Here is a 14,685-nt window from a genome sequence, read left to right on the forward strand (position 1 = left end):
ATACGTCATCCGCTGTGCGTTTCCCCAGGCCAATTAGCCTTTTTCTTACCGATGCCGCTTTTTTGCACAATCAATCCTAAATTGTGTTTACCGTGAGTTCCACGCCACGAGGGGCGCATAAAAACAAGGAGGTTCCTATGTCCGGAAAAATCGTCGTCGGTTATGACGGCAGCGCTGCGGGTCGGCGTGCGCTCGACTTTGCCTTGGCGCAGGCCAAGGCGCAGGACGCGTCTGTCCTGATCGCACATGTTCTCGAATGGTCACCCTATTCGTTCCTCACTGCCGAGGAACTGGCAGAGCGGCACAAGCGCCGTAACGAAGAAATGGCGCGTGCGGAAACCGCCGTTCTGGCCCCGGTCCTGGAAAAGCTCAAGGATTCAGGTGTTCCGGTCGAAACGGTCATCAAATACGGCCATATCGCCGAGAAACTGTCTGACATCGCCACCCAGGCAGCCGCGAGCCAACTGGTCGTCGGTCGTGACGGGCAGGGATCGCTGGTCGCGCGGGTCTTCGGTTCGGTTGCGGGCACTCTGGTCCAGATCGCCAAGGTCCCGACCACCATCGTTCCATGATCCATGTGCCTGAACATTAGAAAAAAAGACAGGGATAGTCATATGCAGACTTACATTCGCACCGTTCTGGCGGCTCTGGGGGTCACGTTTTTCGGCGCTGCCCCGGCGCTGGCGCAGACGATTGACGAACAGGTGAACGCGCTTTTTGCGTCTTCGACCGGTTGGTTCGTCAATTTCATCTTCAGCCCCTTCCCGGGCACAAGCTTTCCTTGGATCGTCGGCTGGCTGGTTGTCGCCGCGACGGTCTTTACCTTTTACTTCAAATTCGTTCAGTTCCGCTTTTTCGGCCATGCCATCTCGTTGGTCAAAGGCGACTATTCCGATCCGGATGACGCGGGCGAGGTCAGCCACTTTCAGGCGCTGGCCACCGCTTTGTCGGGCACCGTGGGCCTTGGCAATATCGCCGGTGTTGCGGTTGCCATTGGCATTGGCGGCCCGGGCGCGACCTTCTGGATGATCCTCGCGGGTCTGATGGGCATGGCGTCCAAGTTCACCGAATGTACGCTGGGCGTGAAATACCGCAATGAATACCCGGACGGCACCGTTTCGGGCGGCCCGATGTACTACCTGACCAAGGGTTTTGCCGAACGCGGCACACCGGGTGGCAAGGTGCTCGCGGTTCTGTTCTCGATCTTCTGTATCCTCGGCGCGTTGGGCGGCGGCAACATGTTCCAGGCCAATCAGGCCCATGCACAGCTGACCAACGTTCTGGGCGACTATCCGGGCTGGATCACTGGCGTGATCTTTGCGGGTATCGTCTTTGCGGTGATCATCGGCGGTCTGAAATCCATCGCGCAGGTGACGGAAAAGGTCGTGCCGATCATGGGCGTGCTTTATGTCGGCACGGCGCTGGTCATCCTGCTGATGAACTTTGGCCAGATCGGCTGGGCCTTTGGTCAGATCTTTGACGGTGCCTTTACCGGGCTTGGCGTCGCTGGCGGCATGGTCGGCGCGCTGATCCAGGGCTTCAAGCGGGCAGCCTTCTCGAACGAGGCGGGCGTCGGCTCTGCGGCCATCGCCCACTCGGCGGTGCGCACCAAGGAACCGATCACCGAAGGCTTTGTATCGCTGCTCGAGCCCCTGATTGACACGGTGGTGATCTGCACCATGACCGCTCTGGTGATCATCATCACCGGTCAGCTTGTGTCGGATCCGGAAACCGGTCTTTACCTGTTGAACGATGCCGGTACGGCGATCAAGACCGTTGGCGACAACTCCGGTGTGGCGCTGACCTCTGCGGCCTTCTCGTCCTCCATCGGCGGGTTCAAGTACATCCTCGCGATTGCGGTGATCCTGTTCGCCTTCTCGACGATGATCTCCTGGTCCTACTACGGCCTCAAGGCCTGGACCTACCTGTTCGGCGAAGGCAAGACCAAGGAACTGGTGTTCAAGGTCATCTTCTGCATCTTCGTCGTCATCGGCGCAGCGGCCAGCCTTGGCCCGGTTATCGACTTCTCGGATGCGGCGATCTTTGCGATGGCAGTGGTCAACATCATCGGCCTCTACTTCCTGATGCCGATCGTGCTGAAGGAGCTGAACAGCTATTCCGCCCGTCTGAAGTCCGGCGAGATCAAGAAGTTCGTCTGATCCATTTCTGAAACCAGCAACGCAAAAGGGCCGGGATTTCCCGGCCCTTTTCATTAGTGCGTTACGTTTCCGGGCGCCTTGCCCGGAATCAAGCCAAAGGCGCCGGGCAGCGCCTGCCCGTCCGGCGGGCTGGCGCTTGGGTGGCATCAGCAAATAGCTAATAAGGACGAATGACCCAGCGGATATAAAGCGCGCCGCTAATCTGTTGCTGCGCCATCCCACGGGCAGACGCAGCCCGGCTCCGTCTGCAGTGCCGACATGTCCGCAAAGCGCCAGAGTCGCCCCTAACGCTTTGCGGACACTCCGTATCAGTCCAGATCTTCCGGCAGCAGCAGGTTCAGCACGATGGACAGCGTCGCCGCAGGCAGCAGACCGCTGGTCAGCAGGATCTGCAGCGTCTTGGGCAGGTGCTGCAACGCGCTCGGTTCCAGCTGAAGACCCAGACCCACCGACAGCGACACGGCAAAGATCACCATGTTGCGGCGGTTCCAGACCACTTCGGACAGCATGTTGATGCCGGCCGCGCAGACCATGCCGAACATCACGACAACACCGCCGCCCAGCACGTTGATCGGCACCGTGGACACCGCCGCGCCAACCTTGGGAACAAGGCCGCAGACAATCAGGAACAGCGCGCCGATGGTCACCACATGGCGGCTCATTACACCAGTCATCGAGATCAGGCCGACGTTCTGCGAAAACGATGTGTTGGGCAGGCCGCCGAACACGCCGGCAACCGCCGTACCCAGACCGTCAGCAAAGGTCGCGCCAGAGATTTCCTTGTCAGTTGCCTCGCGACCGGCACCGCCCTTGGTGATGCCAGAGACGTCACCGACCGTTTCGATGGCCGAAATGACGGCCATGAAACACATGCCGACGATGATGGCGACATTGAACTCCATCCCCCAGCGGAACGGGTTGGGCAGGGCAAAGCTCGCCGCGCGGCTGATATTGCCAAAGTTCACCTGACCCATGGACAGCGCCACAAGGTAACCGGCGACCAGACCCACCAGAACCGCCGAAACCGACAGCAGCCCCTTGGTAAAGAACTTGATCCCCAGCGTCACGACGATGACGACAAGCGCGGGGAACCACATCGAAAGGGTGCCGAACTCAGGCTTGCCCATCAGCGGAACGCCGCCCGCCGCATACTGGATGCCGACCCGCACAAGCGCGAGGCCGATCATCAGCACGATAAGGCCGGTCACCAGCGGCGGCAGCGCAAAACGGATGCGCCCCACGAATGTACCCAGGAAGAAGTGGAATATGCCACCGATGACAACCCCGGTCATGAGGCCAGCCATGCCCGCCACGCCCTGACCCGCAACGGCGGGGATCATGATCGGCAGAAAGGCAAAGCTTGTCCCCTGCACGATGGGCAGACGCGCGCCGATCGGGCCAAAGCCGATGGTCTGGAACAGCGTCGCGATACCGGCAAACAGCATCGACATCTGGATCATGTAGATCAGGTTCGGAAAGTCCGGGCTGTTCGAGCCAAAGCCGAAACCGGCCGCACCCGCGACGATGATCGCCGGGGTCACGTTGCTGGCGAACATCGCCATCACATGCTGGATGCCCAGCGGTACGGCCTTGGCCAGCGGGGGGGTGTAATTGGGATCGGCGAGTTGCGCCGGGCTCCCGATGCTTGCGTCAGTCATGGTCGTATGTCCCTTGTCAGTCAGATGTTTGAGTTGTGGAATGCGCCTCTTGCCGGACGCTTTTGAAATGGGGTTTGCCGCGCCTCAGGCAGCGGGCAGGGTGATGATAACCGGCTCTTTCAGCGGATATTCTTGCAGGTTCGGCGTGTCCCCGATCCTGTCGATGACAGCAAACAGGCCCGGGCCATGCAGCGGTGTCAACACGCCATGCCAGGTGCCGCGATGCAGGTTCACGCCCTGTCCCGGCGATGCGACAAAAGCGTGCAGCGCACCGGGAGTCGGGCCGTCTTCGGCGACGATCACCAGCCATGGATTTTCATGCATCGGCACAAAGGCCTGGCTGCCCTCGGGATGCCGCTCAACCAGATCGCAGGTATAGGGCAGGGCGCGCGGCTGGGCGCTGAATATGCTGATCCCGGCGCGTCCCCCGCCGCCGAAATCAAGGCGCGCACGGTCGTGAAAACGCCCGCAAAGCCCCGCGTTGATCATCTTGTCAGGCGCGCCTGATGCATCAAGCACGTCGCCATAGGGGGCAAAGGCCGCAGCGGTCAGCGGTTGGGCGATCAACTGCGTCATTCAGGCGTTTCCACCATCCTACGGACTCCGCGCGGACAATTTGCAGGCAGATGACCCATCAAAGCGTCAGCGCCGGGTGGCGGTTGACGTCCTTGTATAGCAGGTAGCGGAACGGCTCATCCCCCGTCGCTTCGCAGGCCTGCGGGCAGAAGGCGCGCAGCCACATGAAATCGCCGGGGCCGACATCGACCCAGTCCTGATTTAGCAGGTAACGCGCCGTGCCCTGCAACACATACAGCCCGTGTTCCATCACATGGGTTTCGGCAAAGGGGATGCGCCCGCCCGGCTGAAAGGTCACGATATTGGCGTGCATGTCATGGCGCAGATCACCCGGATCGACAAAACGGGTCGTGGCCCATTTGTCGGTATTGGGCATCATTGTGGGGGCAACGGCGCGGTCCGAGGTGACAAAGGTTTCCGGCGTGTCGAGCCCCGGCGCCGGGGTGAACCGCTTGCGAATCCAGTGAAACTGCAGCGGGGTCTGGCCGGGGTTGGTCAACTGCCAGATGGCACCCGGCGCGATATAGGCATAACCGCCGTCGCTGAGCGCGTGATCCAGCCCGTCGATCTTCAGGTGCATCTCGCCGCTGGTCACAAACAGCACAGCCTGCGCGCCGCTGTCAGGCTCGGGCCTGTCCGACCCGCCGCCCGGCGCCACCTCGACCGCGTATTGCGCGAATGTTTCGGCAAACCCGGTCAGGGGCCGCGCAAGGATCCAGGCGCGGGTACCGGTCCAGCCGGGCAGGGCGCTGGTCACGATATCGCGCTGGGTGATCGCGGGGATGAACGCATAGGCCGTGGTGAACACCGCGCGGCCCACTGGACTCACGGATTGGTCGGGCAGACCGCCGGGGGGAAAGGCATATGTCAAAGCAGGGTCTCCAGCCGCAGGCGGGCGATGCGTTCGACCTGGGCACAGGCCTCGGCAAACTCGGTTTCGGTGTCGTTGCTCACGCGGCGCTCAAAGGCTGACAGGATCGTCGCCTTTGTGTTGTCGCGCACCGCGATGATGAAGGGAAATCCGTGCCGGGCGACATAGGCGTCGTTCAGCTCGGTGAACCTTGTCCGTTCCGCATCCGTCAGCGCATCAAGGCCCGCGCTCGCCTGCTCTTCGGTCGACTCAGCCGTCAGCCGCTTTGCCGCCGCAAGCTTGCCCGCCAGATCCGGGTGCGCCTTCAGCACGCCCAGCCGTTCGGCGTCAGAGGCTGACCGGAACATCCGCGCCAAGGCGTTTGCCAGCCCTGCCGCACTGTCATGGGCCGGACCCAACTCAAGCCCATGCGCACGTTCGGCGATCCACGGCGAATGCTCGTAAATACCGCCATAGCGCGCGACAAACGTCTCCTGATCCAACTCGCTGGGCCGTTCGCGCGTCACCGGAGGGTGGGTTTCGGCCCAATGCCGGGCGATGTCGATGCGGCGCGGGCACCAGACGTCATCGAACCCCTGAATGTAGTCGATGAACCGCTTGAGCCCGGCCAACTTGCCCGGACGCCCGATCAGGCGGCAGTGCAGCCCGATGCTCATCATCTTGGGCGCGCCATCGGTGCCTTCGGCGTACAGCACGTCAAAAGCGTCTTTCAGATACTGATAGAACTGTTCGCCGGTGATATAGCCGGGTGCCGTGGCAAACCGCATGTCGTTCGCCTCAAGCGTATAGGGGATGATCAGCTGATCGCGCCCGCCGATCCGCGCCCAGTAGGGCAGGTCGTCATCATAGGTGTCGCTGATGTAATCCAGCGCGCCCGTTTCCGCCACCAGCCGCACGGTGTTGACCGAACAGCGCCCGGTGTACCAGCCCTTGGGCGGTGTCCCGACCACCTCGGTGTGCAGGCGGATCGCCTCGGCAATCGCCGCGCGCTCTTCTTCCTCGGGCATGTCGCGGTGTTCGACCCATCTCAGACCGTGCGATGCGATCTCCCACCCCGCGTCCGTCATCGCCTCGACCTGCTCGGGGCTGCGGGCAAGCGCCGAGGCGACGCCGTAGATCGTCACCGGGATATCCGCGCCGGTGAACAGCCGGTGCAGCCGCCAGAACCCGGCCCGCGCGCCGTAATCATAGATCGATTCCATGTTCCAGTGGCGCTGCCCCGGCCATGGTGCGGCCCCGGCGATGTCGGACAGGAATGCTTCGGATGCGGCATCGCCATGCAGGATGTTGTTCTCGCCGCCCTCTTCGTAGTTCACAACGAACTGGACGGCGACCTTGGCCTGGCCGGGCCAATCCGCCTTTGGCGGCGTCGCTCCATAGCCTGTCATGTCGCGCGGATATCTTTGCATCCTGCACCCCCTCTTGTTTGACCTTCAGTCATAACGCACAAATCGCCCCGGTATTTTCAATATTTTCCGAAAGGACTTTCAGGGCTGCGCAGATGTGGCGGATCGCTTAGCCTTGCGGCAGAATTGCGCAATTCGCCCCAGACAGGAGCATGTCATGTCCAACGGTTACCTTACCACCCATGTCCTTGATACCGCCCGGGGGATGCCGGCGCAGGGCATCACCATCGCGCTCTATCGCGTCAGCGGCAATTCCCACAAAAAGATCGCCGAGGCGGTGACCAATTCCGACGGGCGCACCGATGCACCGATCCTGCCTGTCGGCAAGATGACCGCCGGGACCTACGAGCTGATCTTTGACTGCGCCTCCTATCTTGACGCCAGCGGTGCCGCGCCGGAAGAACCCCGGTTCCTCAGCACCATCCCGATCCGCTTTGGCATTTCGGACGCTGAGGCGCATTACCACGTGCCGCTGCTGCTCTCGCCCTTTGGCTATTCCACGTACCGGGGGAGCTGAGCGGTCAACGCTTTTCGCTCTCCAAATGCCTCCGAAGAGCAGACCAGCCCGGAATCAAGGCACGCAGTGCCGCCGGGCAGCGCCCGACCGCCCATATGGGCGGGTGCTTTGGTGACGTCAGTATGAGGTTCATCTGGACGGCGGGGCTGAGAGATAAAGCGCGCCGTTCAGCCGTTATATGCGCCCACCCGCGGTCAGGCGCTGCCGGGCTCCTGTTGCGCTCCACCCCAAAGCCCCTATCTGTGATGGACACACCATCCACCCTTAGGTATCACCCGCGCTCATGGCACAGACGAAATCAGATCCCAACTACAAGGTGCTCTCGGAAAACCGCAGGGCGCGCTATGACTATGCCATCGAGGATGACCTTGAATGCGGCATCATCCTGCAAGGGTCCGAGGTCAAATCCCTGCGCGAGAATTCCTGCAATATCGCTGAAAGCTATGCGACCGTCGATCAGGGTGAACTCTGGCTGGTGAATTCCTACATCGCGCCCTACGACCGCGCCATGTTCGGCCACGAAGAACGCCGCCGCCGCAAGCTGCTGGTATCGCGCAAGGAACTGGCCCGCCTGTGGAACGAAACCCAGCGCAAGGGCATGACCCTTGTGCCGCTGGTGATGTACTTCAACCACAAGGGCATCGCCAAGATCAAGATCGGCATCGCCAAGGGCAAAAAGAACCACGACAAACGTGAATCCGATGCCAAACGCGACTGGGGCCGCCAAAAGGCCCGCCTGCTACGCCAGAACAGTTGACCGCTCTGCTTGGCGCGCGTCAGCGTTGCCCGCAGGCGCTGCGTTGCAGGCCTGCGGAAAATTAACGTAGGGCTGGACGGGGGTTAGGCCGTGCCGCGTGGTGGGCGGCTTTTCTCTTTTGTAAAGATCATGCCATCCAACAGCTCTTCCAACTCCGGACGGGCCGACGGTCCGTTTGAGATCGAAATCAATACGATGCTGCCATCGGGGCGGACCACGAAAACCCCCGGCTCGGCAAAGCGGCGGTCCGTTTCCGTTTCGGTCAGCGGGTCAGAGACATAGACTCCTAGGGTCGCCATCTGCTGCTCTGACAGGTCATAGCCAATGTCAAAGCTCCAACCGAACTCATTCAGATCTGCCTGCACTTTTTCGACAGGATCTGCCGAAGCGACCACGATATCAAATCCGGCATCCTGCCACTTTTGGCGCATGTCATTGAGGATCGTCAGATATTTTTTGCACCGCGAACAATGTTTGCCACGATAGATGACGACAAGAGACCAGTTTTCGCGAACACCTCCGATCACGATGTCACCGCCGCCCATCTTGGGGAGGTTGATAGGAGGAAGAATTGAACCTGCGACGGGTTTAGGCGTTGGCATGATTTTTCGTTTCCTTTGGGACAGCTTAAAGTTAGCCAGACAAGCCGCCGGGTGCAAGTTTGATAGCATCGGCCATGCGAGAGGTCATGCGAGCCTTGGAAACCGGATACTGACGCACCCGGCGGGGTGACTGGCCCCATAGGTCAACGCCCCGGGCGCATCCGGCCCACTGCCCAGTATCAGGACCACATCTGCCATCTGCCCGATCCCGCTGCCCTGTTTTCCAACACAGGGTTCGGTGCGACGCGGCCACAAGTCAATCAAATCCGTTAAATCGGTCCCGGTGTGGCGTCAAACGGGCGCTTGCACCCCATCTGAGATATTCAGACGAGGTGCAAATACGTGAATACACTCTCATGTGGAGCACAGTGCGGTACACCAGATCAGGCCATTCATGCTTGCAGGGGGATTTTCAGCACGGCAAGGTGTGCAAGGCGGGTCAAAGATGACGTCTAACGGTTAGTTGGCTTCATTCAGGAGTAGAAGGAAATGTTTACAAGAATTGGTCGGATCGTGGGCTTTGTGGCCGTTGCTTTGGGATTTGCAGCGATCATCGGAGCGTTCTTTTTTCCAGTTGATCTGTTTTCCCCTGAGTTTGATCGGACAGCCTTTAACTTTAGGCAATCGACGGCCCTGTTCTCGCAAGGTTCAATTTTGGTATTCTTCGGTTTAGTCCTTGGGGTCCTCTGTGAAATAAGTGTCAAGCTGGATAAATAGCGGCAACGAGCCGAATGTTAGCTCTTGAGTTCGAGTTTCGATAACGCCGCATTTGAAGCGAAGCCTTCCGCTTTTCGCGATTGTGAACGAAAGTCGCACATTGGTGCGAACCATTTGCAAAGTCCCGACCCCGCACCCATCCACGTCTACCACAGCTCAATCCCCGCCCACCGCCAGCCACCCCTTGCCACTCCTGCCCTTGCGGAATATGCACGGGGCCAGCTTCTTATGGGGGAAACTGATGGCCCAAGACGATCCCAGAACGCTGGTCTCGACAGACTGGCTGGCCCGGCATCTCAAGGACCCGGATCTGCGCATCCTTGATGCCAGCTGGCACTTGCCCGACGCAGGCCGTGACGGCCGTGCGGAATTCAACGCGGATCACATACCCGGCGCGCGGTTTTTCGATATCGACGATATCAGCGACAGCCGCTCGGACCTGCCCCACATGGCCCCCCCGATCGAAAAATTCATGTCCCGGCTGCGCGCGCTGGGCGTTGGCGACGGGCATCAGGTGGTGGTCTATGACACCGTCGGCCTGTTCTCGGCGGCGCGTGTCTGGTGGCTGTTCCGCCTGATGGGCCAGATGGATATCGCCGTTCTTGACGGGGGCCTTGCCAAATGGCTGGCCGAGGGCCGCGAGACCGAGGACATGCCCCCCATCATCCGCGACCGTCACATGACCGTCCGCCGCCAGAACCATCTGGTCAAGGATGTGACTCAGGTCGCCGCCGCATCGAAGCTTGGCGATTATGAAATCATCGACGCCCGTTCGCCGGCGCGCTTTCGTGGTGAAGCCGCCGAACCGCGCCCCGGTCTGCGCGCCGGGCATATCCCGGGCTCAAAGAACGTGCATTATGCCACGCTGCTGAACGCCGACGGCACGATGAAGGAGACCGACGCACTGAAGGCCACATTCGCGGCCGCTGGCGTCGACCTTTCCAAACCCGCCATCACCACTTGCGGGTCGGGCGTCACCGCCGCGATCCTGTCGCTCGCGATGGAGCGTATCGGCAAGACGGATCATTCCCTTTACGACGGGTCCTGGTCGGAATGGGGCATGTTCCCGACCGTACCAGTCGAAACCGGCCCCGCCCCCACCGGAGACATCTGATGTTCGAGACTCTAAAAGAACAACCCGCCGACAAGATCCTGATGCTGATGCAGGCCTTCAAGGAAGACCCGCGTGACAACAAGATCGACCTTGGCGTCGGCGTCTACAAGGATGCCAGCGGCAACACCCCGATCATGCACGCGGTCAAATCCGCCGAAAAGCAGCTGTGGGAGGCCGAGACAACCAAGGCCTATACCGGGCTTGCCGGCGATCCGGCTTTTGGCAATGCCATGGTTGCGCTGGTGCTGGGCGATTCCGTGCCGCGCGCCAATGTCGCCGCTGCGGCCACGCCGGGCGGCACCGGTGCCGTGCGTCAGGGCTTTGACATGCTGCTTGCGGCCAACCCGGATGTCCGCGTGTTCGTCAGCAATCCGACATGGCCGAACCACCTGTCGATCCTGAAACACATGGGGATTGAAACGGTCCCCTACCGTTATTTCGACGATGAAACCCGTGGCGTCGATTTCGATGGCATGATGGCGGATCTCGCGCAGGCGAAAAAGGGCGATGCCGTCCTGCTGCACGGCTGCTGCCACAACCCCACCGGCGCCAACCTGAACATGGCCCAGTGGAAAGAGGTCGTCGCCCTTCTGCTGAAAACCGGCGCAACGCCGATGATCGACATCGCCTATCAGGGCTTTGGCGACGGTCTGGACGAAGATGCCGCCGCAACCCGGCTTGTGGCGTCATCGGTCCCGGAATGCCTGATCGCGGCCAGCTGTTCCAAGAACTTCGGCATCTACCGCGAACGTACCGGCCTGCTGATGGCCGTGTCGCAGGACGCGTCGGCACAGAAACTGAACCAGGGCACGCTGAACTATCTCAACCGCCAGAACTTCAGCTTTCCGCCGGATCACGGCGCGCGGCTGGTGACCATGGTGCTGACAGACGACACCCTCCGCGCCGACTGGATGGCCGAGCTTGAGGCCGTGCGCAAATCCATGCTTGATCTGCGCGAACAGCTTGCCTCGGAACTTCAGCGCCTGTCGGGGTCCGACCGCTTCAGCTTTATCGCCCAGCATCGCGGCATGTTCTCGCGTCTTGGCACCACGCCCGAGCTGGTGGAAAAGCTGCGCGCCGATCACGGCATCTACATGGTCGGCGATTCCCGCCTGAACATCGCGGGCCTGAACAAGACCACCGTTCCGATCCTCGCCAAGGCGATCATCGACGTCGGCATCTGACGCATTCCGCCCAACCACTGATACCTACCGCACAAGGCGCTCCCACCCCGGGGGCGCCTTTTTGTTTGGCTGTGGTGACGCGACCGACATTGGCGCGGAACCATTCCTGCAATGGCACGTTGTATCACCAGACAGCAAACGCCGGGTCAAACACCCCGGCCGACACAGAAAACAGGACGCCACATGAACAGGATTATCTACATCATCGGGCTGATCGTCGTTGTACTCGTGATCCTCTCTTTCCTCGGATTGCGCTGAAAACGACACCCGGCTGAACCGCGCCTTAGGCAAGTTCCGATCAGGTGCGGCCCGTCGCCTCTGACGGGCGATGGAACGGCCAAACCAGACAGCATCATGTGCTGCGCCCACCCGCCGGTGCGCCGCGAAACTGCGCGCTGCTGGCAAATCAAATTCATCCGGAACCACGGCATCGGCCGCAGTCCGGGAAACCCTGAAAGGACACAATATGAACTGGGATCAAATCGAAGGTAACTGGAAACAGATGACCGGCACCGTCAAGGCCAAGTGGGGCGACCTCACCGACGATGACGTGACCGAAATCGCCGGCAACCGCGAAGTGCTGGAAGGCAAGATTCAGGCCAAATACGGCAAGACCAAGGAAGAGGCCCGCAAGGAAGTCGACGAATTCCTCGCTGACCGCTGATCGGCATCGACGACACGGCTACCAAAAGGCGCTCCCACCCCGGGGCGCCTTTTTTACGACCTGCGCCCCCCCCCCGAAATCAAGCGCCGAAATCAACCGCCGTGCTCGGCCAGACTGTCGCTGGGGGCCTCGTCCCGGTCGAACATGCCGTAATCCCGGATGACGTGGCAGACCTTTAGCCGGTAATCCGAAAACACCCCGTCGCGTCCGCGTTTTTGCGCACCGCGATGGCCGTTCAGACAGCGCCAGCGTTCCACCGCCGCCTCATCCTCAAAGAAACTGATCGACAGCAACTTTTCCGGATTGGTCAGGCTCTGGAATCTCTCGACCGAAATGAACCCCTCGACCCCTTCCACCATCGGCCGCATGGCGGCGGCGATATCCAGGTATTCCTCCTTGCGCCCCTCCGCCGGAGTGACTTCGAAAATGATCGCGATCATGGCACTGCTCCCCCGTATCCTGCGGGCACCATGCGCATGCCGCCCCCTGCTGACAACCCGGGCCTCTTCATCTGTCCGGAAATACTCCGGGCGACGTCCGCGGGGCGGCGGGCAGCGCCCCCTTGCGCCCGCGCCAAAATCACCGCCAAATGGCCCCGCACACCACCCGGAGCCCGCAATGAACATCCTTCCCGTCACACCTTCGGTCACACCCGAACACGACGCCCCGGCACCCGACCGCCTGATCTCGGGCGATCCAAAATTCACCACCTGGAATCTCGAAGACCGCGATGGCCTCTATTGCGGCATCTGGCAGGCGACCCCGGGCAAATGGCGCATCGCCTACGATGAATGGGAATACTGCCGCATCCTCTCGGGCGTCTCGATCCTGACCGAGCATGGCCACCCACCCCGCACCTACCGCGCCGGCGACAGCTTTATCATACGCCCCGGTTTTGCCGGCACATGGGAGGTGATCGAAACCACCACCAAGGATTACGTCATCCGGGTTTGACCCACCGCGCGTTGCGCCGAAATCACCGCGCGCGATGACAATCCGACCTTAACCGTGGTCAGCAGTCCCGTGCGGGGCGCGCAAAATCCGCGCGCCCCGCTGATCGGCATCAGCCATACGCCAGCCATACGGGAACCATACGCGTTCCATACGGCTTCCATATGCCGTTAAACGACGTTGAAACCGGGTCCATAGGGGTAGTGCGTGATGTCCTCGGCGCCGTCCTCATGCACCACCAGAATGTCATGCTCGCGGTATCCGCCCGCCCCCGGTTGGCCCGCCGGAATGGTCAGCATCGGCTCCATCGAAATCACCATTCCCGGCTCCAGAACCGTGTCGATATCCTCGCGCAGTTCCAGCCCCGCCTCACGTCCGTAGAAATGCGACAGCACGCCGAACGAATGGCCATAGCCAAAGGTGCGGTATTGCAAAAGGTCGCGTTCCTGTAGGAAGTCATTGATCTTGTGGGTGATTTCAGAACAGGACGCGCCGGGCTTCAACAGCGACATGCCATATTCGTGGGTCGCAACGTTTGCCTCCCACACCTTCAGTGACGCCGCGTCGACCTCGCCCACGAACAGCGTCCGTTCAAGCGCGGTGTAATACCCCGAGATCATCGGGAAGGTGTTCAGCGACAGGATATCGCCCCGCTCCAGCACCCGCGCGGTGACCGGATTATGCGCGCCGTCGGTGTTTAAACCGGATTGAAACCAGACCCATGTATCCCTGTATTCGGCATCCGGAAAGGCACGCGCAATCTCGGCCTCCATCGCGTCCCGCCCCGCCATCGCAACGTCGATCTCTCTAACGCCTTGTTTAATGGCATCTTTTATCGCGTAGCCACCAACATCGGCGACCCGCGCGCCTTCACGGATCAGGGCGATTTCGGCTGTGGATTTGTGCATCCGCTGGTGCATGGTCGCATCGTTAACGGCTACTTTACTTTTGGGCATCAAAAATGCGTCAAGCTTTGCCATCCCCTGCAACGTCAGGTGATCCTCTTCAAAACCGATGACCTGACCGGTGCCGGTCACCGACAGGATCGCGCGCCAGAAATTGTCGCGCTGCCAGTCAGTATAGGTGATGTTGTCGCCATGGCAGCGCCGCCACGGCTGGCCCGCGTCGATCCCGGCGGAAATCGTCACGCTGTCGGTCGCGGTCACGACCAACCCGTAGGGCCGCCCGAAGCTGCAATAAAGAAAGCCCGAATAATAGGCGATATTGTGCATCGAGGTGAAGACGCAGGCGCCGACGCCAAGCGTTTTCATCGTGCTGCGTAATCCCGCCAGCCGGGCGTCATATTCCGATGCCGCGAACGGCAGAGCGGCTTTTTCACCATTGTGAAATCTATAGAATTCAGGACGTTGTGTCATGCGACCCTCCAGAAGCGTGCCGCATCAGGGGGGGTGTTGCGAAACCTGATCCCGCCGCGAAACGGCACAGAAAGGTCCCGGCGTTCAGGACTGGGATAAAGCTCATGGCACAGGCCATGTGGCGACGCCATCG

At 60.9% G+C, this 14,685-nt stretch carries 16 protein-coding genes; 9 read left to right on the forward strand and 7 right to left on the reverse strand.

The window, feature by feature from the left end; translation table 11 throughout:
- Positions 1 to 137 precede the first annotated feature (137 nt).
- Together CHB75_RS05360 and CHB75_RS05365 are read left to right on the forward strand one after the other, a co-directional pair.
- A complete protein-coding gene (locus CHB75_RS05360; RefSeq protein ID WP_089269501.1) occupies positions 138 to 572 on the forward strand; it encodes a universal stress protein in 435 nt (144 codons plus the stop codon).
- Between the two features lie 42 nt (positions 573 to 614).
- Entirely contained in the window at positions 615 to 2,159 is a 1,545-nt protein-coding gene (locus tag CHB75_RS05365; RefSeq protein ID WP_089269502.1) for an alanine/glycine:cation symporter family protein, read from the forward strand.
- Between the two features lie 308 nt (positions 2,160 to 2,467).
- Here the strand turns inward: CHB75_RS05365 and CHB75_RS05370 are convergent, their stop codons facing one another.
- From CHB75_RS05370 to puuE, 4 genes are all read right to left on the reverse strand, one after another.
- The gene (locus CHB75_RS05370) at positions 2,468 to 3,817 is read right to left on the reverse strand and encodes a uracil-xanthine permease family protein (protein WP_089269503.1); all 1,350 of its coding nucleotides are present in this window, start codon (positions 3,815 to 3,817) and stop codon (positions 2,468 to 2,470) included.
- 84 nt (positions 3,818 to 3,901) lie between these two features.
- Positions 3,902 to 4,393: an ureidoglycolate lyase gene (locus CHB75_RS05375; RefSeq protein WP_089269504.1), complete on the reverse strand. Its 492-nt coding sequence runs from the start codon at positions 4,391 to 4,393 to the stop codon at positions 3,902 to 3,904.
- A gap of 58 nt (positions 4,394 to 4,451) precedes the next feature.
- Positions 4,452 to 5,264: a bifunctional allantoicase/(S)-ureidoglycine aminohydrolase gene (locus tag CHB75_RS05380; protein ID WP_089269505.1), complete on the reverse strand. Its 813-nt coding sequence runs from the start codon at positions 5,262 to 5,264 to the stop codon at positions 4,452 to 4,454.
- Complete coding sequence (puuE, locus tag CHB75_RS05385) at positions 5,261 to 6,673, reverse strand: allantoinase PuuE (RefSeq protein ID WP_089269506.1); 1,413 nt, start codon at positions 6,671 to 6,673, stop codon at positions 5,261 to 5,263. The genes CHB75_RS05380 and puuE overlap by 4 nt, the downstream gene beginning before the upstream one ends.
- A 154-nt stretch (positions 6,674 to 6,827) precedes the next feature.
- On the opposite strand from puuE, the gene uraH reads away from it, so the two are divergent.
- Together uraH and smpB are read left to right on the forward strand one after the other, a co-directional pair.
- Positions 6,828 to 7,187, forward strand: a complete 360-nt coding sequence (uraH, locus tag CHB75_RS05390; RefSeq protein ID WP_089269507.1) for a hydroxyisourate hydrolase — start codon at positions 6,828 to 6,830, stop codon at positions 7,185 to 7,187.
- A 283-nt stretch (positions 7,188 to 7,470) separates the two neighbouring features.
- A complete protein-coding gene (gene smpB / locus CHB75_RS05395) occupies positions 7,471 to 7,944 on the forward strand; it encodes an SsrA-binding protein SmpB (protein ID WP_089269508.1) in 474 nt (157 codons plus the stop codon).
- A gap of 83 nt (positions 7,945 to 8,027) precedes the next feature.
- Here smpB and CHB75_RS05400 read toward each other — a convergent pair whose 3' ends face one another.
- On the reverse strand, positions 8,028 to 8,546 hold the full coding sequence (locus CHB75_RS05400) for a peroxiredoxin family protein (protein WP_089269509.1): 519 nt from the start codon (positions 8,544 to 8,546) through the stop codon (positions 8,028 to 8,030).
- A gap of 489 nt (positions 8,547 to 9,035) precedes the next feature.
- Here CHB75_RS05400 and CHB75_RS05405 point away from each other — a divergent pair, with 489 nt between their 5' ends.
- The 4 genes from CHB75_RS05405 (at position 9,036) to CHB75_RS05420 (ending at position 12,225) form a co-directional block, all read left to right on the forward strand.
- Complete coding sequence (locus CHB75_RS05405) at positions 9,036 to 9,263, forward strand: hypothetical protein (RefSeq protein WP_089269510.1); 228 nt, start codon at positions 9,036 to 9,038, stop codon at positions 9,261 to 9,263.
- A 241-nt stretch (positions 9,264 to 9,504) separates the two neighbouring features.
- Entirely contained in the window at positions 9,505 to 10,377 is an 873-nt protein-coding gene (sseA, locus tag CHB75_RS05410) for a 3-mercaptopyruvate sulfurtransferase (protein WP_089269511.1), read from the forward strand.
- Positions 10,377 to 11,561 (forward strand): amino acid aminotransferase, encoded by a 1,185-nt coding sequence (locus CHB75_RS05415; protein ID WP_089269512.1) that lies wholly within the window; start codon positions 10,377 to 10,379, stop codon positions 11,559 to 11,561. Before sseA ends, CHB75_RS05415 begins: the two co-directional genes overlap by 1 nt.
- Before the next feature lie 466 nt (positions 11,562 to 12,027).
- A complete protein-coding gene (locus CHB75_RS05420; RefSeq protein WP_089269513.1) occupies positions 12,028 to 12,225 on the forward strand; it encodes a CsbD family protein in 198 nt (65 codons plus the stop codon).
- A 92-nt stretch (positions 12,226 to 12,317) separates the two neighbouring features.
- On the opposite strand, the gene CHB75_RS05425 is transcribed toward CHB75_RS05420, so the two are convergent.
- Positions 12,318 to 12,665, reverse strand: a complete 348-nt coding sequence (locus CHB75_RS05425; RefSeq protein WP_089269514.1) for an antibiotic biosynthesis monooxygenase family protein — start codon at positions 12,663 to 12,665, stop codon at positions 12,318 to 12,320.
- A gap of 178 nt (positions 12,666 to 12,843) precedes the next feature.
- On the opposite strand from CHB75_RS05425, the gene CHB75_RS05430 reads away from it, so the two are divergent.
- The gene (locus tag CHB75_RS05430) at positions 12,844 to 13,179 is read left to right on the forward strand and encodes a cupin domain-containing protein (protein WP_089269515.1); all 336 of its coding nucleotides are present in this window, start codon (positions 12,844 to 12,846) and stop codon (positions 13,177 to 13,179) included.
- Positions 13,180 to 13,346: 167 nt separating this feature from the next.
- Here CHB75_RS05430 and CHB75_RS05435 read toward each other — a convergent pair whose 3' ends face one another.
- A complete protein-coding gene (locus CHB75_RS05435; protein WP_089269516.1) occupies positions 13,347 to 14,552 on the reverse strand; it encodes a M24 family metallopeptidase in 1,206 nt (401 codons plus the stop codon).
- Positions 14,553 to 14,685: the final 133 nt, after the last annotated feature.

The organism is Puniceibacterium sediminis, assembly GCF_900188035.1.
Taxonomy (GTDB): Bacteria; Pseudomonadota; Alphaproteobacteria; order Rhodobacterales; family Rhodobacteraceae; genus Puniceibacterium; species Puniceibacterium sediminis.

Excerpts from the sequence above, each read along its gene's own strand:
- CHB75_RS05360 (WP_089269501.1), top strand. The coding sequence starts at position 138 with ATGTCCGGAAAAATCGTCGTCGGTTATGACGGCAGCGCTGCGGGTCGG.
- CHB75_RS05365 (WP_089269502.1), top strand. The coding sequence starts at position 615 with ATGCAGACTTACATTCGCACCGTTCTGGCGGCTCTGGGGGTCACGTTT.
- CHB75_RS05370 (WP_089269503.1), bottom strand. The coding sequence starts at position 3,817 with ATGACTGACGCAAGCATCGGGAGCCCGGCGCAACTCGCCGATCCCAAT.
- CHB75_RS05375 (WP_089269504.1), bottom strand. The coding sequence starts at position 4,393 with ATGACGCAGTTGATCGCCCAACCGCTGACCGCTGCGGCCTTTGCCCCC.
- puuE (WP_089269506.1), bottom strand. The coding sequence starts at position 6,673 with ATGCAAAGATATCCGCGCGACATGACAGGCTATGGAGCGACGCCGCCA.
- uraH (WP_089269507.1), top strand. The coding sequence starts at position 6,828 with ATGTCCAACGGTTACCTTACCACCCATGTCCTTGATACCGCCCGGGGG.
- smpB (WP_089269508.1), top strand. The coding sequence starts at position 7,471 with ATGGCACAGACGAAATCAGATCCCAACTACAAGGTGCTCTCGGAAAAC.
- CHB75_RS05400 (WP_089269509.1), bottom strand. The coding sequence starts at position 8,546 with ATGCCAACGCCTAAACCCGTCGCAGGTTCAATTCTTCCTCCTATCAAC.
- CHB75_RS05405 (WP_089269510.1), top strand. The coding sequence starts at position 9,036 with ATGTTTACAAGAATTGGTCGGATCGTGGGCTTTGTGGCCGTTGCTTTG.
- sseA (WP_089269511.1), top strand. The coding sequence starts at position 9,505 with ATGGCCCAAGACGATCCCAGAACGCTGGTCTCGACAGACTGGCTGGCC.
- CHB75_RS05415 (WP_089269512.1), top strand. The coding sequence starts at position 10,377 with ATGTTCGAGACTCTAAAAGAACAACCCGCCGACAAGATCCTGATGCTG.
- CHB75_RS05420 (WP_089269513.1), top strand. The coding sequence starts at position 12,028 with ATGAACTGGGATCAAATCGAAGGTAACTGGAAACAGATGACCGGCACC.
- CHB75_RS05425 (WP_089269514.1), bottom strand. The coding sequence starts at position 12,665 with ATGATCGCGATCATTTTCGAAGTCACTCCGGCGGAGGGGCGCAAGGAG.
- CHB75_RS05430 (WP_089269515.1), top strand. The coding sequence starts at position 12,844 with ATGAACATCCTTCCCGTCACACCTTCGGTCACACCCGAACACGACGCC.
- CHB75_RS05435 (WP_089269516.1), bottom strand. The coding sequence starts at position 14,552 with ATGACACAACGTCCTGAATTCTATAGATTTCACAATGGTGAAAAAGCC.